The organism is Secundilactobacillus collinoides DSM 20515 = JCM 1123, assembly GCF_001435975.1.
Taxonomy (GTDB): Bacteria; Bacillota; Bacilli; order Lactobacillales; family Lactobacillaceae; genus Secundilactobacillus; species Secundilactobacillus collinoides.
Genome location: NZ_AYYR01000020.1, coordinates 1 through 20,866, shown reverse-complemented (window position 1 = coordinate 20,866; position 20,866 = coordinate 1). Strand labels below are relative to the sequence as shown.

General features: G+C 43.9%; 18 protein-coding genes and 2 other annotated features. Of the genes, 16 read left to right on the top strand and 2 right to left on the bottom strand.

All coding sequences use genetic code 11. The annotated features are described in order from the left end of the window. The first annotated feature begins 233 nt into the window (after positions 1–233). Positions 234–470, top strand: a binding site (T-box leader). Positions 471–610: 140 nt separating this feature from the next. The 10 genes from FC82_RS04780 (at position 611) to FC82_RS04735 (ending at position 11,532) form a co-directional block, all read left to right on the top strand. Next, positions 611–1,768 (top strand): amidohydrolase, encoded by a 1,158-nt coding sequence (locus FC82_RS04780; RefSeq protein ID WP_056996352.1) that lies wholly within the window; start codon positions 611–613, stop codon positions 1,766–1,768. Between the two features lie 35 nt (positions 1,769–1,803). Further along, on the top strand, positions 1,804–2,841 hold the full coding sequence (locus tag FC82_RS04775; protein WP_056996351.1) for an ABC transporter substrate-binding protein: 1,038 nt from the start codon (positions 1,804–1,806) through the stop codon (positions 2,839–2,841). 12 nt (positions 2,842–2,853) lie between these two features. After that, on the top strand, positions 2,854–3,936 hold the full coding sequence (locus tag FC82_RS04770; protein WP_054762413.1) for an Ldh family oxidoreductase: 1,083 nt from the start codon (positions 2,854–2,856) through the stop codon (positions 3,934–3,936). 13 nt (positions 3,937–3,949) lie between these two features. After that, positions 3,950–5,248, top strand: coding sequence for an O-acetylhomoserine aminocarboxypropyltransferase/cysteine synthase family protein (locus FC82_RS04765; protein ID WP_056996350.1), 1,299 nt, complete (start codon positions 3,950–3,952; stop codon positions 5,246–5,248). 39 nt (positions 5,249–5,287) lie between these two features. Further along, the gene (locus FC82_RS04760; protein WP_054762410.1) at positions 5,288–5,716 is read left to right on the top strand and encodes a GNAT family N-acetyltransferase; all 429 of its coding nucleotides are present in this window, start codon (positions 5,288–5,290) and stop codon (positions 5,714–5,716) included. 54 nt (positions 5,717–5,770) lie between these two features. Further along, positions 5,771–6,913: a trans-sulfuration enzyme family protein gene (locus FC82_RS04755; protein ID WP_056996349.1), complete on the top strand. Its 1,143-nt coding sequence runs from the start codon at positions 5,771–5,773 to the stop codon at positions 6,911–6,913. Between the two features lie 14 nt (positions 6,914–6,927). Next, positions 6,928–8,109, top strand: coding sequence for an aminotransferase class I/II-fold pyridoxal phosphate-dependent enzyme (locus FC82_RS04750; protein WP_056996348.1), 1,182 nt, complete (start codon positions 6,928–6,930; stop codon positions 8,107–8,109). 237 nt (positions 8,110–8,346) lie between these two features. Beyond that, positions 8,347–8,588: a binding site (T-box leader), on the top strand. A gap of 75 nt (positions 8,589–8,663) precedes the next feature. Further along, positions 8,664–9,710: an ABC transporter substrate-binding protein gene (locus FC82_RS04745; protein WP_054762408.1), complete on the top strand. Its 1,047-nt coding sequence runs from the start codon at positions 8,664–8,666 to the stop codon at positions 9,708–9,710. A 19-nt stretch (positions 9,711–9,729) separates the two neighbouring features. Further along, a complete protein-coding gene (locus FC82_RS04740) occupies positions 9,730–10,743 on the top strand; it encodes an ABC transporter permease (protein WP_082620198.1) in 1,014 nt (337 codons plus the stop codon). A 15-nt stretch (positions 10,744–10,758) separates the two neighbouring features. Next, positions 10,759–11,532, top strand: a complete 774-nt coding sequence (locus FC82_RS04735; protein WP_054762407.1) for an ABC transporter ATP-binding protein — start codon at positions 10,759–10,761, stop codon at positions 11,530–11,532. Positions 11,533–11,602: 70 nt separating this feature from the next. On the opposite strand, the gene FC82_RS04730 is transcribed toward FC82_RS04735, so the two are convergent. Continuing rightward, a complete protein-coding gene (locus tag FC82_RS04730) occupies positions 11,603–13,021 on the bottom strand; it encodes an MFS transporter (protein WP_056996347.1) in 1,419 nt (472 codons plus the stop codon). A gap of 403 nt (positions 13,022–13,424) precedes the next feature. Here FC82_RS04730 and ptcA point away from each other — a divergent pair, with 403 nt between their 5' ends. From ptcA to FC82_RS04700, 6 genes are all read left to right on the top strand, one after another. Next, positions 13,425–14,459: a putrescine carbamoyltransferase gene (gene ptcA, locus FC82_RS04725; RefSeq protein ID WP_056996346.1), complete on the top strand. Its 1,035-nt coding sequence runs from the start codon at positions 13,425–13,427 to the stop codon at positions 14,457–14,459. A gap of 144 nt (positions 14,460–14,603) precedes the next feature. Further along, positions 14,604–15,998, top strand: coding sequence for an APC family permease (locus FC82_RS04720; protein ID WP_054762404.1), 1,395 nt, complete (start codon positions 14,604–14,606; stop codon positions 15,996–15,998). Between the two features lie 13 nt (positions 15,999–16,011). Next, positions 16,012–17,106: an agmatine deiminase gene (aguA, locus tag FC82_RS04715; protein ID WP_056996345.1), complete on the top strand. Its 1,095-nt coding sequence runs from the start codon at positions 16,012–16,014 to the stop codon at positions 17,104–17,106. Positions 17,107–17,207: 101 nt separating this feature from the next. Beyond that, the gene (gene arcC / locus FC82_RS04710) at positions 17,208–18,173 is read left to right on the top strand and encodes a carbamate kinase (RefSeq protein WP_054762402.1); all 966 of its coding nucleotides are present in this window, start codon (positions 17,208–17,210) and stop codon (positions 18,171–18,173) included. Between the two features lie 156 nt (positions 18,174–18,329). After that, positions 18,330–19,436, top strand: coding sequence for an agmatine deiminase (gene aguA / locus FC82_RS04705; protein WP_054762400.1), 1,107 nt, complete (start codon positions 18,330–18,332; stop codon positions 19,434–19,436). After that, the gene (locus tag FC82_RS04700; protein ID WP_054762398.1) at positions 19,433–20,245 is read left to right on the top strand and encodes a MurR/RpiR family transcriptional regulator; all 813 of its coding nucleotides are present in this window, start codon (positions 19,433–19,435) and stop codon (positions 20,243–20,245) included. Before aguA (FC82_RS04705) ends, FC82_RS04700 begins: the two co-directional genes overlap by 4 nt. 345 nt (positions 20,246–20,590) lie before the next feature. On the opposite strand, the gene FC82_RS17120 is transcribed toward FC82_RS04700, so the two are convergent. Continuing rightward, positions 20,591–20,866, bottom strand: a 276-nt coding sequence (locus FC82_RS17120; protein ID WP_420806427.1) for a hypothetical protein, incomplete at its 5' end; no start/stop codon positions are given.

The window sequence follows — 20,866 nt, the reverse complement described above, 5'->3', positions numbered from 1 at the left end:
TCTAGACCAATTATAAGAATAGGCCATTAGTGTTGCACTTAACTTGACAATTGAGGCTTGTCTTAAATTAGGCTTAGAAAAGATAATCGACTAAAATATCTATAATTGATGAAAAATGAATTCATTCATGGAAGAAATTTATGCAAACTGATTATTCAGTCCAGCCAATAATCAGAAAAAGTGTTGACAATTTCTAATCAAAGCTTAATAATATTCGTGATTCTTATATCAAATTCAATTCAAGATGAGTAGACTTTATTAACCATTGATAGAGAGCTGTGACTTGCTGAAACACAGTATGGTTTTATCGTCGAAGATGGTCTTAAAGCAATGATTGCTGTCGAGCAGAAGTTAGGCAGCAACGGGTACGCCCGTTACAGCGTTAGGGTATCGATCAGGTACCCGAAGAGAAGCGGCTTGTGAGAGCCGCTTGAATTCAGGTGGTAACGCGAAGCATCTTCGCCCTGACTAAGTGATTAGTCTGGGTGGAGATGCTTTTTTCTACTCAAGGGTGAGATACAAAGACGTAAATATCTGGAAAAATGGGTCTTGCCTCTTTTAACGATTGTTGGTGTGTGTGGTTATTTTTGAGAAAAGGAGACTATTTAATATGGCAATTGATCCAGTATTAATTAAAAAAATTACAACCTTGCGACACGAATTTCATCAACATCCTGAACTATCAAATCAGGAATTTGAAACGACCAAAAAAATTACCAAAATATTGACAGATTGGGGGATTGAAGTCGCCGATACAGACTTAGATACCGGCGTTGTGGCTTATATTCGTGGTGGAAAGCCTGGTAAGCAAATTACGTTGCGGGCCGACTTGGATGCATTACCCGTTACCGAAGCAACTGACTTGCCATATAAATCGCAAAACGTCGGCGTGATGCACGCTTGCGGCCACGATTTGCATTTTTCAAGCCTGTTGGGGGCAGCTTACCTCTTGCAGCAACAAAAAGCTGAGATTGCGGGCACGATTCAACTCTTGTTCCAACCGGCTGAAGAAGCGGGCCATGGCGGAGACCAGGTTCTTGCGAAACATGTGTTGGATGGTACTAGTGCCATTGCAGGCTTTCACAACAACCCCAATTTACCAATTGGCACAATTGGGTTAAAGCCTGGTGCGTTGATGGCAGGGTGTTATCACTTTGACATTACGTTGCATGGCGCTGGCTCTCACGGAGCTCGCCCAGAAAAAGGTCACGATCCTATCGTTGCCCAAGCAGCCATTGTTTCTCAACTACAGACGATTGTGAGTCGCAATGTGAAGCCACTGGACACGGTTGTAGTCAGTGTCACCCAGGTGCATGGCGGGGAGACGTGGAACGTGTTGCCTGAAACCGTGAAGTTGGGCGGGACCGTTCGGACATTTACGGATGAAAATACGCAATTGGTCAAGCGCCGGATGGAAACTATCGTTAATCAGATTGCGGCGGCTTTTGAAGAAACAGCAGACTTTGATTGGTCCGTTGGGGCGGTGCCAATTGATAATAATCCCGCATTGACAGCAGTCGTTACTCAGGCTGCAAAGGAACATGCCACGGTCATTGAGCCGGAAATTTCCATGGCGGGTGAAGATTTTGCAACGTTCCAAACGGTATATCCGGGCGTTTTCGCCTTTATCGGATCAAATGGTCAACCTGATGCGGCGGACTGGCATGATCCTGATTTTATCGGCTTGGATGAAACGATTCCAGTAGCCATTCAGTACTTCTTGGATGCGGCTAAGAGTTTACTTGCGTACGTGAATCAACAAGGTTAAAAGGTTAATTAAAAAGGGTTTAGGAGATAGAAAATATGAAAAAATGGCATGTGATTTTAGCAAGTTTGGCATCATTAGCATTAATTGGGACGTTAGCAGGGTGTGGGAACAGTAAGGCATCCTCTTCAAAGAACAGCACTTATAAGTACGGCAGTATCACAATTCCTGCAAAAAATGGGACCATTTGTGGGGCACCCAACTATATTGCTTACGAAAAAGGCTTTTTCAAGAAGAATGGGCTGAAGGCTAAATTAGTCGCTAAGCCAACCGATATTTCTGATTTGGAAGCCGGGTTTGCTAGCGGCAAGTACGATGCGTTAAACGGTGATTTTCAATACTTGCCTGCTATTCAAAACGGGGCCCAGATTCAAGCTGCCGGCGGGATTCACGAAGGCTGTATCAGCGTGTTAGTTCCCAAGAATTCGAAAATTAAGTCAGTTAAGGATCTCAAGGGTAAGACGATTGCAACACCGGGTCAGGGTTCAACGGCGCAATATGTGGCTTCAATTGCATTACAACACGCTGGTATCAACCCGCAAACAGGTGTGACATGGAAGACTTACGACTATGACCTGTTGACCAAGGCTGCTGAAAAGGGCCAAGTTGATGCTATCGGGACGGTCGATCCATATGCTTACCAAGCTGAAAAACAGGACGGCTTCCGGGTCATTGTCAACAACAATAACAGCAGTAATTCACAAAAGATGGCTGACATGGGGATGAAAAAGAGCGGTTCGTGCTGCTACTTGTACCTTTCAAACAAGTTGACCAAAGATAACAAGTCAAAGGCGAACGCAATTGTGAAATCGTATGCCGAGGCGGCTCAATGGATCAATAAGCACCCACAACAAACGGCCAAGATCTTGTTGAACAAGAAGTACGTTGCTCAGACTAAATTTGTGAACGTTAAAAATGTAACGAGTTTGATCAAGCAGTACCACTTTGGTTTGAAGAAAGCTTCTGGCAAGGCCGATGTCACTTACTACGCTAAGCAATTGAAGGAAGCTGGATTTTTGAAGAAGGATACAAACGTGAAGAAGTTGGTTGAACAAGCCTACTACACTGCAAAATAGGATGAATTAATAATGGCACAAGTATTTGAAACTGAAAGATTAAAACGTTTTGCGATTGCCGTGTTGGCAACGTATGGTTTCGACGCGGGTGATCGTGCACAGATCGCGAATAGTTTGATCGATGCGGATCTGCGCGGAATTGCATCTCATGGCATGCAACGGTTAGGCATGTACGTGAGAAAACTTGATCATGGCGACATTATTCCAGGCAAACACGGTGCTATTCTGCAAGAAACACCTAGTTCTGCGTTAATTGACGGTGAACACGGGATGGGACAGTTGATTGCGAATCGTGCTACTCAACTGGCAATCAGTAAAGCAAAACAGACTGGTATCAGTGTGGTAAGCGTTCGTAATTCAAATCATTTTGGAGCGGCCGGTTACTATGTTCGGCAGATGAGCCAAGCCGGATTATTGGGGGTTAGCATGACGAATACCAACCCGTTGACAGTTCCGACTCACGCCAAGGACGCCTTTTTAGGCAGTAATCCAATTGCGTTCGCGATGCCGACAGCCTCCGATGATTTTGTTTTTGATGCAGCGACATCAACGGTCTCCTTTGGCAAGTTTGAGGTTTTGATGCAGCGAAACCAGAAAGTGCCCGGTGATTGGGCAATCGACGAAACCGGTCGGGTGACCCACGACCCGAATCAATTGGTCAGCAACATGCAGCGGACACCTCGCCTAGGCGGTGTATTGCCTTTGGGCGGTTTAGATGAAATGAACGCTGGCTATAAAGGGTATGGGTTATCTTTACTGGTTGAAATTCTCACAGGTGTTATCTCACAAGGCCCACTTTCTGCCGATATGGGTAAGGGGGAACGGGGCATTAGCCACTTCTTCTTAGCATTGGATCCAAAACTGTTTGGTGATCCAATCGCGATTGAAGCAAGATTAACAACGCTTTTGAATCGGCTTCGACAATTACCGCCGCTGGTCACTGACGAACCGGTGCTTGTCCCTGGTGATCCAGAGATTGAAAGCTATCGTCGTCATCAAACAACCGGCATTACGCTTGAAAAGAAAACGATAACGGTGTTGCAGAAACTCGCAGACCGTTTTCAACTTAACGCACAACAAGAATTTAAATTTTAGGAAGTGAACCAGAATGGTTGAAGAACATTTTGATACCCAACGACTGCATGCCGGCTATGATTGGTCAAAGCATCAGTACGCGTCATCAGTACCGATTTACGCAACGGCCGCATTTGGACTTGAAAATTATGATAACGGATTAAAGGTCGTCTCCGGACAAAAGAAAGGTTTTAGCTACTCGCGGGTATCTAATCCAACAACTGAAGTTTTTGAAAAACGAATTGCTGCTTTAGAGGGCGGTGTTGGGGCTGTGGCATTAGGCTCTGGGATGGCCGCAATCACCTATACGATTTTTAACGTTGCCGAGGGCGGCGGTCATGTTTTAGCACCTTCCAATATTTACGGCGGCAGTTTGGATGAATTCCGGACGCTGTTCCCGAAATTTGGCATCGATATTGATTTTTATGACGATGTCAATGATTTGGATAGCATTAAGGCTCAGATCACTGATGAAACAAAGGCGATTTACGCTGAGAGTGTTGCCAATCCTAGTACAGAAATCACAGATGTTGAGGGACTGGCAACGATTGCCCACGAGGCAGGCATTCCATTGATTATTGACAATACATTTCCAACGCCTTACCTGTTTAAACCATTTGATTTTGGTGCTGATCTTTCAATCTATTCGTCCACAAAGGGCATCAACGGCCACGGGAACGTTATTGGCGGTATTGTTGTGGACAACGGAAAATTTGATTGGTCTGGCACTAAATTCCCACAGTTGAATGAGCCTGAATTTGTGTTAACGGATGATGCCCATCCGAACGGCCAAAGTTTCGTTGAAAAATTCGCTGAAAAGGCCTTTATTTCGCGGATTCGGATGAAATATTTACGCTTAATGGGTGCTGTTTTGAGCCCTGTTGAAGCCTATATGTCGTTGATTGGGTTGGAGACAATTTCCGAACGCGTGTCTAAGGAAGCCGCGAGTGCAACAACCATCGCAAAATACTTACAGGCTAACCCAAATATCAAACACGTTTATTACACAGGACTTGATACGGAAAACGAGCTGGTAAAGAAATACTATCCGCGCGGCATTGGCGCAATTCTAGCCTTCGAAGTCGCTGGCGATGTCAATCAAGTACGCGACATCATCAATAATGTTCAAATTTTCAGTTACCTGCCTAACGTTGGGGATGCCAAGTCATTGATCGTTAACCCGACAAAAACAACGCACCGAGAAATCCCTGAGAAGATCCGCGCAAAACACGCATTGAACGACAATGTGATTCGGCTTTCGATTGGTCTGGAAGATGTTGATGACTTGATTGCAGATCTGGATCAGGCAATCAACACGGCATTTAAGGCATAGTGAATACATTAATTATTGAATGAATGGAAGGATTCTAGCATGCAAATTCGTAACTTTACAGCTGATGATTACACTGAGGCCTACACCTTATGGGAAAAGACGCCAGGGATGAATCTTGGGTCGCTGAACAATACTTACTCAGGCATCAAGTCAGTTATCGACCATAATCCAGCGCTTTGCTTTGCAGCAATTAACGATGATGGTGCGATCATTGGCACTATTTTGGGTGGTACTGACGGCCGTAAGGGGTATTTGTACCACACGGCAATTGCTGACGGGTATCGCGGCCAGCACATTGGCAGTACCTTGATTCACAAGGTGTTGGATGAGCTTAAGGCTCAGGGAATCGAAAAAATCGGTCTTTTCACGACAAACGAAAATGTCAAAGGCCGTGAATTTTGGGAACATCTCGGATTTAAGCAACGAACTGATATCACGTATTTAGATATTGATCTGGATTTGATTTAACGCCTTTGCGGGCGTTTAGTTTTGATGAGCTGATAAGCACAGGAGGTTGAACTTATGTCAGAATTTGATACACAATTAGTGCATGGTACGCCGCAACATGATAATGACACGGGCGCAGTTAACGTCCCCATCTATGCGTCATCGACCTTTATTTTTCCAACGGTTGATTCACAAGTGAAGTGGGACTATGCCCGTTCAGGCAACCCGACACGAAACTACTTAGAAGATCAGGTTGCAACGCTTGAAGGTGGGGCGAAGGGGTTTGCCTTCTCATCAGGGTTGGCTGCTATTCACGCAACCTTAGCAATTTTTTCTCCCGGTGATCACATTATTATTGGCAATACAGTTTATGGCGGCACTTTTCGGTTAATCAATCAATTTTTTAAGCGGTGGCATTTGGAATTTACCGCTGTCGACACTCAGGATGCTGAAGCTGTTGAAGCAGCAGTTCAGCCCAACACGAAGGCCGTGTATTTTGAAACCTTCACGAACCCCTTGTTGAAGGTCACAAGTGTCAAAGCGATTGCAAACATTGCCAAGGCACATCATCTTCTGACAATTGTGGATAACACGTTTTTGACACCTTATTTGCAACGACCGTTAACACTGGGTGCTGATATCGTCGTTCATTCGGCAACTAAGTACCTTGGAGGGCATTCAGATGTCGTTGCAGGCATTGTTGTTGCCAAAACCCAGGAACTTGCCGACCGGATCTACTTCAATCAAAACGGAATCGGTGCAGTGTTGTCGCCGGAAAAATCAGCTCAGATTCGGCGCGGTATTCAAACACTTGCGGTGCGTTTGAATCGTCATTTGAGTAACACCGCTAAGATTGTTGACTTTCTCCAAAGCCGGGATGAAATCGAAAAAATTTATTATCCCGGAATTCCTGGTTCCAAAGATTATGAAATCGCTAAGGACGAAACAAATGGCTTTGGCGGCATCGTTAGTTTTGAATTAAAAAAGGGTTTGGACGCTAAAAAATTTGTTGAAAGTCTAAATCTTATTCAACTAGCAGTCAGTCTTGGCGCGGTTGAGAGTTTGATTGAATTACCGTACAAAATGACTCACGCTGAGTTGTCAGAAAAAGAACAACTCGCGGTTGGCATCACACACCAACTTGTTCGACTCTCAGTCGGGATTGAGGATCCGAAAGATTTAATCACCGATTTGGCGCAGGGGCTAGCGCAACTTTAACGGAGGTGAATAGAATGACTCAAATTTCAGACTTAGTTAAACCGCGGTTAAATCAAATTCCCTCTTCTCTGATTCGCCGGGTTAATCAAAAATATAGTCAGATTGACGGCATTGTGAAATTGACGATTGGCGAACCGGATTTTAACACTCCTGACCATATTAAGCTGGCAGCTATTCAAAGTATTCTTGATAATCGGAGCCACTATGCGCCTAATCGTGGAACAAGTGAGCTGCTGCAAGCAATTAGTGATTACGTATCACGCCGGTATCATTTACACTATGATCCGCAACGCCAATTGATTGTGACAAACGGCGCAACAGAGGCAATCAGCACTGTGATCAACGGTCTCATCGGCCCGAACGATGTCGTGTTGATTCCATCGCCAGCGTTTAGTCTCTACGAAACAGTCACACTCCAAAATGGCGGCACGCCGGTACAGATCGACACGCGGGATACAGGCTTTAAATTAACGCCAGCACTGCTTCAATCTTATTTAGAAACCTATGCGGGACGCGTTAAGTTAGTTGTGTTGAACTATCCCAATAATCCAACTGGTGTGACGCTGTCTCCGGATGAGATTCAGGGTCTAGCTTCTGTATTGAAACAGTATCCAGTAGCAGTACTGAGTGACGAGGTATACAGTGAGCTGTCCTACGATGTTGACCATCAATCGATTGCGCGTCTCTTACCTGAGCAAACCCTATACGTCAACGGCGTTTCGAAGACTTATGCCATGACCGGGTGGCGTGTCGGCTATTTGGGCGGACCCGAAGATGCAATTTCATTGTTAGCAAAAGTGCATCAGGCCAATGTTGCAACCATTGGAACTCTGAATATGGATGCGGCTACTGAGGCTTTTACTAATGGGGATGCCGACCCGCGTCGCATGAAGGCCGTTTACGAAGAACGCCAGCATTACTTAACGCGTGAACTTAAAAAGTTGGGGTATCATTTCGTTGACCCACAAGGCGCCTTTTACGTGTATGTCGAAGTGCCAACGGCATTCACTGGCAGTGCAAACGATTATACGGATGTACTTGCAGAAAAAGCGAAGGTGGCAACAATTCCAGGTGATGCGTTTGAAGCCGGCGGGTCACGATATTTCAGAATCAGTTATGCGACGAGTTTGGATAATCTGAAATTAGCTATTAAACGATTAACCCACTTTTTAGCCAAAGAATCGATTACAAATTAAGAAATAACAATCAGGTATTTAAGCCATACCTGGTTGAATACATAGTGCTTAGAATTGTCTATTTATTAAAATTATTGGTGAAAATCAGTGCGGCGTTATTCATGTCATTTGCTGTGCGGAATGGTAACAGAGAAAGACAGTCACTTATCACTTGATATCATTGATTTCATAAGAAATTCTAAATTTCGTGTTGACAAATGTACACATTGCTTTATAATTTAATCGTATTTTAATACTTGATACGCAATGACGAGATAAGTAGATCTGTTGTGTTCTTCAAAGAGAGCCGGAGTGGTGGAAGCCGGTAAGGATACAGGATTGAAGATGGTCTTTGAGCGTCCAGAGCCGAATAATTAAGTTCTGGCGGGTGTTCCCGATAGCGAACAAGGGTATCTCATGGTTTCATGACGTACCCGATAAGGACTATTTTGTGAAAAATAGTCAAATTAAAGGTGGTAACGCGAGTAATCGTCCTTATGTCATATGCGGGCATAGGACGATTTTTTTTAGTTATAGTCATTATTTTTTATTTATATTATTTGGGAGGCTTCACAATGAGGAAAAAGGGTTTCTTAGTTGGTTTGATCAGTTTATTAGCAATTGGTGGTGTTCTCGCGGGTTGTGGGAATAGCAGCGCAAGTGACAAGGGTGCAACAAAAACGTACAAGTATGGGACCGTTACGATTCCTGCAAAAGATGGGTCAATCTGTAACGCGCCAAATTACATTGCCTACGAAAAGGGCTTCTTCAAGAAAAACGGGATCAAGGCCAAGTTGGTGGCTAACCCCCGTGATATCAGTGACTTGGAAGCTGGATTCGCTAGTGGCAAGTACGATGCTCAAAACGGTGATTTCCAATACCTGCCAGCCATTCAAAATGGTGCACAGATCAAGGCCGTTGGTGGGATTCACCAAGGCTGCATCAAGTTGTTAGTTCCAAAGAATTCAAGTATCAAAAGTGTTAAAGACCTTAAGGGTAAGACAATTGGGATTCCTGCTCAAGGGTCGACACCGCAGTATGTGACTTCAATCGCTTTACAACACGCTGGTTTGAATCCTAAGACCGATGTGACATGGAAAGTTTACGGTACCGATTTGTTAGCTAAGGCTGCTGAAAAGGGCCAAGTTGATGCAATCGGGACTGTTGATTCATATGCTTACCAAGCACAAAAACAGGATGGATTTAAGACCATCATCGACAACAACAACTATTCAGGCAATTCAAAGATGGCTGCTATGGGGATGAAGAAAAATGGTTCATGCTGTTACCTGTACATCTCAAGCAAGCTGATCAAGGAAAACCCTGCCAAGGCTAAGGCCATTGTTAAGTCATACAAGGAAGCGGCTCAGTGGATCAACAAGAACCCTAAGCAAACCGCTAAGATTGAATTAAACAAGGGTTACGTTTCAAAGACGAAGTTCATCAACGTCAAAAACGTTACCAAGATTTTACAGGATGAGCACTTCAACCTGAACCTCAAGAAGGGGAAGTCAGATTTAGCCTACTACATCCAACAATTAAAGGAAGCCGGTTACTTGAAGAAGGATACGAACAACAAGCAACTCCTGAAGCAAGCTTACTGGTACCCGAATCTTAAGTAATAAGTAAGGAGTGAATTTCATGTTGATGTCTGTTCAACAAACGAGTCAAAAAAAAGCAGCCAAAGCAGCACGGGATGCAAGTAAATATTGGAAAAAGTGGCACCTGACGTGGAACGTCTTGAGTTTAGTTGCCGTTGCTGCAGCGTATTTTGAAAATAAGCTGGTGGCTTCGCAAGAAATGGTGGACAACAAGACTTACTACTGGTTTTTAGCGGTCTATTTCGCTTATTTATTGATTGTCACCGTCATCGGCCAATTTACCAACGGGCGTCTTCATAACTACAACGGCCATTTCGCCCAACTCAACATTTCGTTAGGTGTTGTGCTCATTATCCAAGATCTGCTGACCGAAAAATTCGCGGTACTTGAACAGCCATTCTTCGTGAGTTTTGCCCAGATTCTTGACCAAATGCGTGAAAATGCAGCATTACTCTGGGCGTCCACACTATCGTCACTTGGGTTGTGGGTCGTCAGTTTCATCGTTGGGACGTTGTTAGGGGTTGTCCTTGGCCTTGGAATGGGACGTTACCGCCAGTTTAACTACTGGGCATTTCCGTACTTGAAAGTTATTGGTATCATTCCGGCGGCTGCATGGATGCCATTAACCATGGTCATTTTTCCAACGAGCTACATGGCTGAAGTTTTCTTGATTGCGTTTTCCGTTTGGTTCCCCGTGGCCTTCATGACCATCGGTGGTGTCCAGGGTATTTCCAAAGAATACTTTGAATCCGCTAAAACTTTAGGCTTCAGCGAATGGCAAATCGTTCGCAAAATTGTGATTCCGGGTGCTTTGCCAAGTATCTTCACCGGGGTATACACCGCTATGGGGCTGTCATTTACCATGCTGGTTATTTCCGAAATGATTGGTGCTAAAGTCGGCTTAGGCTGGTTTATCAACTGGGCTAAGGGGACCGGGAACTATACGCAGGTATACGCCGCCATTGTCATTATGGCGATCCTGTTCTCAGTACTGTTCGCACTGTTCACCAAGGTGCAAGATTACTTTCTGCGTTGGCGTGAAAAACGAAATTAGAAAGGGGCTCAACTCATGGGTGTACTAGAAGTCGACCATGTTAACCGGCGTTTGCAGGATAATAATGGTCAAGAAATTAACGTGTTAGACGATATTAACTTTACCGTCAACCCCGGCGAATTCGTCGCCATCATTGGGCCATCCGGCTGTGGCAAGACCACGCTATTGCGCCTTATCTCGGGATTGGATCAACCAGAAGACGGTCAGGTAACAATTGACGGTGACCGGATCACTAAACCTGATTATTCGCGGGGTTACGTGTTCCAACATGGGAGCTTATTCCCGTGGGAAACCATTGAAGAAAACATCAGTGTCGGCTTGAAGGTCACTAAGGGCCACAACTACGACAAGGAACTGGTCAAGCACTACATTGATCTGATGGGACTGACTGGTTTTGAAAATTCCTACCCGCACCAAGTTTCTGGTGGGATGGCGCAACGAGCTGCGTTGGCCCGTTCTATCATTATGAAGCCAGAGATTTTGTTGCTGGACGAACCAATGGGCGCCCTAGACGCCTTTACTCGGGCGGACATTCAAAACGTGATCTATCGGGTTTGGGAACAGACCCACACGACCATGATTTTGGTCACGCATGACATTGACGAAGCGGTTTACTTAAGTAACCGGATCGTTGTTATGACGCCACGTCCGGGCCGCATTAAGGAAATTGTGGAAAATCCGTTACCGCATCCACGGTCCCGGGTCAGCGAGGAGTTTGCAGCATTCCGTCACGAGATTCAAGAGAAGTTGAATTTTGGGCTGGAAGATGTACAAGAAGCCTCTCGGTAAATTATTGCAATCAAAACAATCTCAAAAGGACTTCAGACAATTTGTCTGAAGTCCTTTTTTGGTTGAAAGATTATTTTTCTGCCCGTTCTTTCAAAATATACCGGTTAGCGACCAGCGCCGCCGCAAAGGCAATCACGGCCAGTCCAACTAAAATAATGAAGTCTACATGACTGCCTTGAGCAGTTGCGTGTGCTGTTGAGCTGATAGTAAGTTCATGAGCTGAAATAACAGCTGACAACACGCCGGTACCGAGGGAGCCTGCGTATTGTTGCAGCATGTTGAACAGCGAGTTTTGATCGGCTTTTTGTCGGAATTCAACGTGTTTGCTGGCATCGGACATGAGGTTACCGAAGCCAAAATTGAAGCCTAACCGCACCACCATGAAGAAGACCGCAATCAACCCGAGGGAGAGGTGCTTCGTCAGCGTTGCAAATAGGAGCGTGCCCACCAGCAGAAAAACGTTACTGATCATGATTGGCAGAATGCCACCGCGTTTATCATAAAGTCGACCAGCCAGTGGTGCGGTGATTGCGCCTAGCAATGCGCCTGGGAAAAGAATTAGTCCGGCTGCCATTGAATTTGCGCCCAGAACATTTTCGGCATAGATCGGAATCACGAATGAAATGCCAATATTGGTGAACTGTAACAGGAAGTAAGTAATCAGCCTGAGACGAATGATCGGCGTTTTAAGAATCGACCAGTCCAATAATTCTCGGCGCCCGTGACCCATGTGCCACGCTTGGAAGCCCATCAGAATCACAAAGACGATGAACCATCCCCAGAAGGCAACACTCATGAAACCGTGAGTGCCAGCTTCATTAAATGTCCAGACTAGACTTGCGAAGATCATAGCAACCAGCCCAAGTCCGAAAAAGTCGAAGGCCCCTTGCTGATGGGAGGCTTTAGTGTGAATCGTGCTGTTGCCTAGAAAAGCAACGATAACAATAATCGGTAAAGCAATCCAGAAAATCCAGCGCCAGGACAAGGCGTGGTTAAGAATGCCGCCGTACGTCGGCCCCAAAGCAGGCGCAAAGGAGACGACCATTGCTGCCAATCCTGTATAGACGCCAAGTTGGAATTTCGGTACCGTGGTCAGGATGATGTTAAACATAAGCGGTGTGGATAAACCTGTGGATATCGCCTGACAAAGTCGCCCGATGATTAGAATCGTAAAGTTCGGCGCCAGACTACAAAGAACTGTCCCAACCAAACAACAGCCGATGGCAAATCTGAATAAGGTTCGGCTATCAAAACGTTTCAGTAAGTATGCCGTTGTCCCCATGACAATGGTGACCAATAGTAGATAACCGGTGGTGACCCACTGAATCGTAGCCAGTGAGACATGTAATTCTTGAATTAATGTAGGAAAGGTGACGTTCATGGACGTTTCAATCAAGATGCCAATAAAAGATAGCAGTCCAACTGCTAGAATCGATAACTGGGTACGATGGGTGACTTTTGTTTCCAAGAGAATCCTTCTTTCGTGCATATGTAGTAGTTCGATAAAGCTGGGTTAGGCAAGTAGCGTTAATGCGTTTAGTGTGATGATTGCTCCTTTATTATAGTAGTGATTTTTAGTTTTGCAATTTTTTGGGAGTGCCATTGACTAGCGATGGACGGTTATTTACCAGTCTTTCGTGGGTTGATTTTAGGTGAATGTCAGCCTGTTACATCGAATTTTGTGAAAAAAGTACGGCAACATTACAAATCAGTGACTTGACCTAGACGAATCACATGCTGTTAAAGTGATGAAACATGTTTCATCAAATGAAACGTGTGACAGCCAACAAACACCGCTAGCAAGCACTTTGGAAACGCTTTTATTTTCGTTGAATACCCCGTATTATAAAAATTGTAAAGAAGCGAACAATAAAACTAAGGGAGTTTTCAAAATGACTAAACGCGATTATATCGATACAAATACTTATACTCAAGCAGAAATTCAATACATGATCGATCTTGGTTTGAAGATCAAGGAATCTATCAAGAATGGTTATTATCCGCCATTATTGAAGAACAAGACCCTCGGTATGATTTTCGAACAATCTTCAACTCGTACTCGGACTTCAGCCGAAGCAGCCATGACTGAATTAGGTGGCCATGCACAGTATCTGGCACCGGGTCAAATTCAATTAGGTGGTCATGAAACGATTGAAGATACTTCACAAGTACTTGGTCGGATTTTGGATATCATCGGCGCCCGTGTTGATCGTCACCACACCGTTGCCGAAGTTGGTAAATATGCTAAGGTTCCAGTTGTAAACTTCATGAGTGATTACAATCACCCAACTCAAGAACTTGGCGATATCATCACGATGACAGAAAACTTGCCAGCAGGTAAAAAATTAAGCGATTGTAAGATTGTCTTTGTGGGTGATGCCACGCAGGTCTGTGTCTCAACGATGTTCATGACCACCAAGATGGGGATGGATTTTGTCCAATATGGGCCAAAAGGTTTCCAGATGAAAGACGATGTTGTGAAGATTGGTAAAGAAAACGCAAAACAATACGGTGGCAGCGTTTTAATCACTGAAGACGCTGATAAAGCAATGAAAGATGCCGACTTTGTTTACACAGATGTTTGGTATGGTCTCTACGATGATGAGATGCCTAAGGAAGAAAGAATGAAGATTTTCTACCCTAAGTACCAAGTTAATGCTGATTTGATTGCTAAAGCTTCAGACCACGTTAAGTTCATGCATTGTTTACCAGCCACTCGTGGTGAAGAAGTAACCGATGAGGTACTTGATTCAGATTACTCAATCGTTTGGGACGAAGCAGAAAACCGTAAGACAGCAATGCGTTCAATCTTCGTTTACCTGTTAAACCCAGAACTGAAGTATGCGTCAAAAGCTGTTGCTGACAAGTACGATGCAGAATTTGAATTGATGTTGCACAATGCTGTTGACTTCCGCAACGAAAAATAACCCGTTTCGTGCCAATAACTAACAAAAATCGTGTTTCATAGCTGGTTTCCGGTTTTATAGGGAGAATGATTGCGATGATTCTTCCTATTAAGACTAGAAGCTCCGGGCTGTCGAGACACGCTCGAAAGATTGGAGAGAAACATTATGGAAAACGGGAAAAAGAAATTTAGATTATTTGACGCCGTGTTGATGTCCGTCGTTGTTATCTTAGTGGTTGAATCAGCCGCACCGGCTGCAGCTATTGGGATGTCACAATTCTTTTGGTGGATTTTCTTACTGATCTTATTCTTCTTACCATATGGCTTAATATCGTCGGAACTTGGAACAACATATGCTGGGGATGGCGGTCTATACGACTGGGTCAAACAAGCTTTTGGTGCTCGTTGGGGTGGCCGGTTAGCTTGGGTTTACTGGATCAACTATCCAATTTGGATGGCCAGCCTAGCGGTGTTATTTGTTCAAGTTGCTGAGACAATATTCAAGCTGCATCTCAATACGACCGTTTCAATCATCATTCAACTTGCCTTTGTCTGGTTCGTTGTTATAGTTGGAAACAAGCCAGTTTCAGAGAGTAAATGGATCATGAACTTAGCAGCCTTTGCCAAATTATTTACCATCATCGCACTATTTGCCTTGGGTGTTTATGTTGCAGTGACAAAGGGCGTCGCGAACAGTTTTGCCCCCAAAAACTTCTTACCGCAAATGAATCTAAGTGGTTTAAGCAATTTGTCCATTATTATCTTTAATTTCTTAGGCTTTGAAGTGGTTGCTACTATGGCAGATGATATGGACGATCCAAAGAAGCAAATTCCAAAGGCCATCATTTATGGTGGGATTCTGATTGCCTTCTTCTATCTCTTGTCTGCATTTGGGATGAGCGTTGCCGTTCCAACGGCCAAATTGTCTGCTTCGAGCGGACTGTTAGATAGCTTTATTTTGATGATTGGCAATATGAACTGGTTTGTGATTATTATCGGGATTCTTTTCCTGTACATCTTGGTTTCAGAGATGATTTCATGGGCCTTAGGTGTTAACTACGTGGCGGATTACGCCGCAAAGGATCATGTCCTGCCAGCTGTTTTTGGTAAGGAAGATAAAAACAATATGCCTGTCGGAACCGGCTACTTAAACGGTGTTGTTGCTTCAATTTTGGTTATCGCCTCGCCATTTATTCCTAATCAGGATATATTCTGGGCATTCTTCTCATTGAACGTGGTCGCATTATTGTTATCATATACTATGATGTTCCCTGCGTTCTTAAAATTAAGAAAAATTGATCCAGACCGTGAACGACCATTTAAAGTACCTGGTGGCAAAGTCATGATTCAATTAATGACTTGGATTCCTGAAATCTTGTTGATCTTTACCATTATCTTGACGGTTGTGCCAATGAACAGCAGCAAATCTGAAATCTCTGGTAAAATGCCAATTTTGATTGGTACGATTATCACAATGGTCATTGGCGAAATCGTGGTTCGGATTGCTGACCGGCATACTGAATCGAATAAACAGTCTACTAACAAACAACAAACAAATTAAAAGGAGAATTATCATGAAGACTTTAGACAGTACCCCCAAAAAAGATGGTTACAGAATGCCCGGCGAATTTGAAGAGCATAAAGGTGTTTATATTCTTTGGCCAGAACGTCCAGATAACTGGCGTGACGGTGGTAAGCCTGCGCAACATACCTTTGTTAAAGTAGCCGAAGCAATTTCACAATTTGAACACGTGACTGTTGGTGTTAGCGATGCCCAATTTGCTAATGCGCGTCACATGCTGCCAGATGATGTTGAAGTCGTTGAACTTTCAAACGATGATTCTTGGATTCGTGACTGTGGTGCGACTTTTGTTAAGAATGATAAAGGCGGATTACGCGCAGTTGATTGGACCTTTAATGCTTGGGGCGGCTTGGTAGATGGGCTTTACTTCCCATGGGACAAGGATGACCGGGTTGCTCAAAAAATGGCTGAATTTGAACATGTTGATCGGTATCGGTTAGATGACTTCATTCTCGAAGGCGGTTCCATTCACGTTGATGGTGAAGGTACACTGATTACTACCGAGGAATGCTTGTTGTCAGATGGTCGGAACTCACAACTATCAAAAGATCAAATTGAAGAAGTTCTAAAAGAACACTTGAATCTTGAAAAGATTATTTGGCTCAAGAATGGGATTTACTTAGATGAAACTAACGGTCACGTGGACAACATCGCTAACTTTGTTAAACCTGGTGTGGTTGCCTTAGCTTGGACGGATGACAAAAACGATCCGCAATACGAAATTTCTAAGCAAAACTTAGATATTTTGGAAAACGCAACAGATACAAAGGGCCGCAAGCTTAAGGTCGTTAAGTTGTATGTGCCAAGCCCGGTTAAGATTACGAAAGAAGAGAGCGAAGGCGTTGACGCAGTTGATGGGACCTTACCTCGTCAAGAAGGCGACCGTTTGGCTGCTAGTTACGTGAACTATTACACCGCAAATGGCGGTATCGTATATCCAATCTTTGGTGATCCTAACGATGCAAAAGCACAAAAGACTTTAGAAGAACTTTATCCAGACCGGAAAGTCGTTGGTGTTCCAGCTCGTGAAATCTTACTTGGTGGCGGGAATATTCACTGCATTACCCAACAAGTACCGGCAAACTAACTTGAAAATTTAACATCACACAATGCATATCATTAATGAGGAGGGGCTGGCCAACTAAACTTAGGCCAGCCCCTTCGCACTAATAATCGGAGGAAATGAATATGACAAAACGACGCGTGGTCGTTGCCCTCGGTGGTAACGCAATATTATCAAAGGATGCTTCGGCAAAAGCACAACAACAAGCATTAAGAAACACAGCAAAATATCTGGTTCAATTTATTGAAAACGGTGATGAATTGATCGTCTCTCACGGGAATGGTCCCCAGGTTGGTAATTTACTGTTGCAACAAGCGGCGGGGAGTACCGACATTAATCCGGCAATGCCTTTGGATACTGCTGTTGCAATGACACAAGGCAGCATTGGCTACTGGCTCCAAAACGCTCTGAATGAAGAAATTCGTAAATCAGGATTAGATTGTTCAGTTGCAACAGTTATCACTCAAGTCGAAGTGAATCCAGACGATCAGGCTTTCACGAATCCAACAAAACCAATTGGTCCTTTCTACTCCAAAGAAGATGCAGAAGCACAGCATGCGGAACATCCAGAATTCACGTTTGTAGAGGATGCAGGCCGTGGTTATCGGCGAGTTGTACCATCACCTAAACCGGTAAATGTGACCGAAGCAGATGTGGTCAACAAACTTGTTAACGTGGGCATTGTTCCCATTTCAGTTGGTGGGGGTGGCGTTCCAGTTGTTCGAGAAGGTGACCGCTTAGTCGGCCGTGAAGCAGTTATTGATAAAGATTTTGCTTCAGAAAAATTGGCGGAACAAATAGATGCTGACCTTTTGATTATTTTGACAGCCGTTGATTATGTTTTTGTCAATTTCAACCAGCCCGATCAAAAAGCGTTGGGTGAAGTGACCATTGACGAGCTGAGAAACTACCTCGATGAGAATCAATTCGCAAAGGGCAGTATGCTGCCAAAAGTTCAGGCTGCAATCGATTTTGTTGAAAATACTAATGGTGGTAAAGCAGTTATCACTTCTCTGGAAAACATTGACGGTTTCCTGGCTAACGGAGATGGCACCATTATTTCCAAAAGTGTAGTGGACGCAGCAAAATAGACTTGCAAAAAAATGAAATATATCGTTATCATTAGACGTGAGTGACATCAACAATGCAATAGAGCAGGATAATCTTTAGCGCATAACTGACTGCTGGGGATTGTCCTGCTTTAGGTGTATTATGTTGATACTATGTTATAAAGGACGGATAAAAATATGAAGCTAACATCATTGCCAACTGAAGACGGTTTTCGGCTGCCTGCTGAGTTTGAATCACAGCAAGCGGGCTATATGATTTGGCCCCAACGACCTGATAATTGGCGTGATGGTGGGAAACCGGCACAACATGCATTCACGAAATTAGCAACGCTGCTCGCAAAGTATCAGCCAATGACCATGCTGGTCAATGAAAACCAGTTTGGAAACGCAAGGGGGCTGTTACCAGATAATGTTCGAGTGGTCGAAATGAGTAGTAACGATGCATTTATTAAGGACACTGGACCCTTCTATATTGTGAATGATTCGGGTGAAATTAGGTATGCTGATTTTAATTTCAACGCTTGGGGTGGTTTACTCGATGGCCTTTATTTTCCCTGGGATAAGGATAATGAACTTGGCGTAAAACTGGCTAATTTAAACCGGTTAGATTTCTATCAAAATGGCATGACTCTGGAAGGCTGTTCCGTTTTAACCGATGGAGAAGGCACCCTCTTTACGACTGAAGAAGTGATCTTGTCCGAAGGCCGCAATAAGAGGATGACTAAGCAGCAAGCTGAAGCAATTTTTCAACAATATCTCGGCATTACAAAGACAATTTGGCTGCCTGAAGGATTCTTTATGGACGAAACAGGCGGCGACATTGACAATGTGATCAACGTTGTTAAGCCCGGTGAGCTGGTTCTGTCTTGGACGGATAATAAATATGACCCGCAGTACAGAATTAGCCACGAGGCCTTTGAGTTATTAAAGCAAGCAACGGATGCTCAAGGGCGCCATTTTAAAATTCACAAACTTCAGTTACCTAGTACGCTGACGCTATCAGCTAAGGAAGCGCAGGGCGTCGATTCCATCAATGGAATGTTACCGCGGATCGAAGGGCAGCGGTTAACAGCAACTTACGTGAACTATATTACGACTGATAAAGCTGTTATTGTGCCTGCATTCGGGGATCCACAAGATTCGTCCGCTTGCCAGCTACTACACGAATTGTATCCGGACAGAACAATTGAAAGTTTTTCAGTTAGAGAAATACTGACCGGTGGTGGCGGCCTGCACACCGTTGTTTTAAACGTCCCGCGTGGCGAAGTTGGGGGCATGAAATGAATTTCTTTGAGATTGTTAACGCACACTTGAGCTCACTGACTAAGAATGAGCAAGAATTATTTGATTATGTTGTGAAGAACATGGATAAGATCAAGAACCAGAGTATTCGGGAGGTTGCAAGTGAGACATACGTATCAACTGCAACTTTCTTACGGTTTGTTAAAAAAATCGGATTCGTTGGATTTAGTGAGTTTACGACAGTTATTAAATACACGGTGTTAAATAACGATCAAGATGAAACGAAGCCAAGTCCTTTCACCGTGGAACAAAGTGATTATCGAGAAGAGTATTTGAAGAATATTACTGAATCGGTTCGTGTGATTCCAATAAGTAAACTGCATGATATCACCAGTCGGCTAGCAAAACATCCAAAAGTGTTTTTGTTTGCCAAGGGCATTAGCAAACACGCGGCTGAGTATATCAATTATTTATATACGATGGCTGGTTTTGAAGTTGAGTATCCACGCGATCACGATTTTCGACAATTAGCAGTCAAACAGGTTAAGCGAGACGATATTGTGTTTTTCCTGACATATAATGGGCAGGATGGAGAATTGCTTGAAATGGTTAAAACGTTGATCAATACGCAAAATCGCCCATACTTAATTTCCATTACAGAAGCAGATAACAATACGATTCAAAATTTGAGTGACGTCAATTTGTATCTTTTTACCGATGAAGTTCAGGTTAACGGCATTGAAATCAGTTCCCGGATTTCCACGATTGCACTGATGGAACTAGTGTTGTATCAGTACATTGAAGACTATGGGGGTCGTGATTTTAACTTTGTTAAACGCCATGGACATTAAACTTGAATTTGATTACACCGTGCTTTTTGAGGGGGACTCAATAAGAACTGCGTTGTCCAAAGCTAATCAAAATCCCTGCACGCAATGAAATTGTCATTTTGACGCGTCCTGGTAATCTAGATTAAATGTGCAAAACGGCCGTTTTCTGGCAAAATATATGCACTCTGGCCCTAAAATCCCGAATGGGGGTTTAGGGTCAGAGTGCTTTTTGAAGTGGGAAGGAAGAACCGCCGTTTGTCCTGCGCTCGTTTCGGAAGATTAGTTAAACATTTGAGTATCATGACTCTTTTTTTTGCAACTGAGTCGAAACAAGTGACACTAACCAAAGACTCGAATAAAAGCGCACTATCTAACTAACTGGACACTATGAGTTGTGTATTTGGCATGCCAGTGTTTTTGTTTGCTTGAGACGTTAACTTTATCGAATTTTCCACTGCGTTTATGGAAGGTCAGTAACGTGATTTTTTTCGCTGAAGTGGATTTAACTGATACAGTCAGATTCCCGCCAAGTTTTGCAGTGCCATGGATGGCTAGTTGATTGGTACCATTTACGTTTAAATTAGCCTCCCGGAATGTCAACTCAAGTGCAACAACCATGGAGCCAGGCCGTGAGCTAGCTTG

What these genes read in the sequence shown, in the direction of transcription:
- FC82_RS04780 (WP_056996352.1), top strand. Translation starts at nt 611, where the DNA reads ATGGCAATTGATCCAGTATTAATTAAAAAAATTACAACCTTGCGACAC.
- FC82_RS04775 (WP_056996351.1), top strand. Translation starts at nt 1,804, where the DNA reads ATGAAAAAATGGCATGTGATTTTAGCAAGTTTGGCATCATTAGCATTA.
- FC82_RS04770 (WP_054762413.1), top strand. Translation starts at nt 2,854, where the DNA reads ATGGCACAAGTATTTGAAACTGAAAGATTAAAACGTTTTGCGATTGCC.
- FC82_RS04765 (WP_056996350.1), top strand. Translation starts at nt 3,950, where the DNA reads ATGGTTGAAGAACATTTTGATACCCAACGACTGCATGCCGGCTATGAT.
- FC82_RS04760 (WP_054762410.1), top strand. Translation starts at nt 5,288, where the DNA reads ATGCAAATTCGTAACTTTACAGCTGATGATTACACTGAGGCCTACACC.
- FC82_RS04755 (WP_056996349.1), top strand. Translation starts at nt 5,771, where the DNA reads ATGTCAGAATTTGATACACAATTAGTGCATGGTACGCCGCAACATGAT.
- FC82_RS04750 (WP_056996348.1), top strand. Translation starts at nt 6,928, where the DNA reads ATGACTCAAATTTCAGACTTAGTTAAACCGCGGTTAAATCAAATTCCC.
- FC82_RS04745 (WP_054762408.1), top strand. Translation starts at nt 8,664, where the DNA reads ATGAGGAAAAAGGGTTTCTTAGTTGGTTTGATCAGTTTATTAGCAATT.
- FC82_RS04740 (WP_082620198.1), top strand. Translation starts at nt 9,730, where the DNA reads ATGTTGATGTCTGTTCAACAAACGAGTCAAAAAAAAGCAGCCAAAGCA.
- FC82_RS04735 (WP_054762407.1), top strand. Translation starts at nt 10,759, where the DNA reads ATGGGTGTACTAGAAGTCGACCATGTTAACCGGCGTTTGCAGGATAAT.
- FC82_RS04730 (WP_056996347.1), bottom strand. Translation starts at nt 13,021, where the DNA reads ATGCACGAAAGAAGGATTCTCTTGGAAACAAAAGTCACCCATCGTACC.
- ptcA (WP_056996346.1), top strand. Translation starts at nt 13,425, where the DNA reads ATGACTAAACGCGATTATATCGATACAAATACTTATACTCAAGCAGAA.
- FC82_RS04720 (WP_054762404.1), top strand. Translation starts at nt 14,604, where the DNA reads ATGGAAAACGGGAAAAAGAAATTTAGATTATTTGACGCCGTGTTGATG.
- aguA (WP_056996345.1), top strand. Translation starts at nt 16,012, where the DNA reads ATGAAGACTTTAGACAGTACCCCCAAAAAAGATGGTTACAGAATGCCC.
- arcC (WP_054762402.1), top strand. Translation starts at nt 17,208, where the DNA reads ATGACAAAACGACGCGTGGTCGTTGCCCTCGGTGGTAACGCAATATTA.
- aguA (WP_054762400.1), top strand. Translation starts at nt 18,330, where the DNA reads ATGAAGCTAACATCATTGCCAACTGAAGACGGTTTTCGGCTGCCTGCT.
- FC82_RS04700 (WP_054762398.1), top strand. Translation starts at nt 19,433, where the DNA reads ATGAATTTCTTTGAGATTGTTAACGCACACTTGAGCTCACTGACTAAG.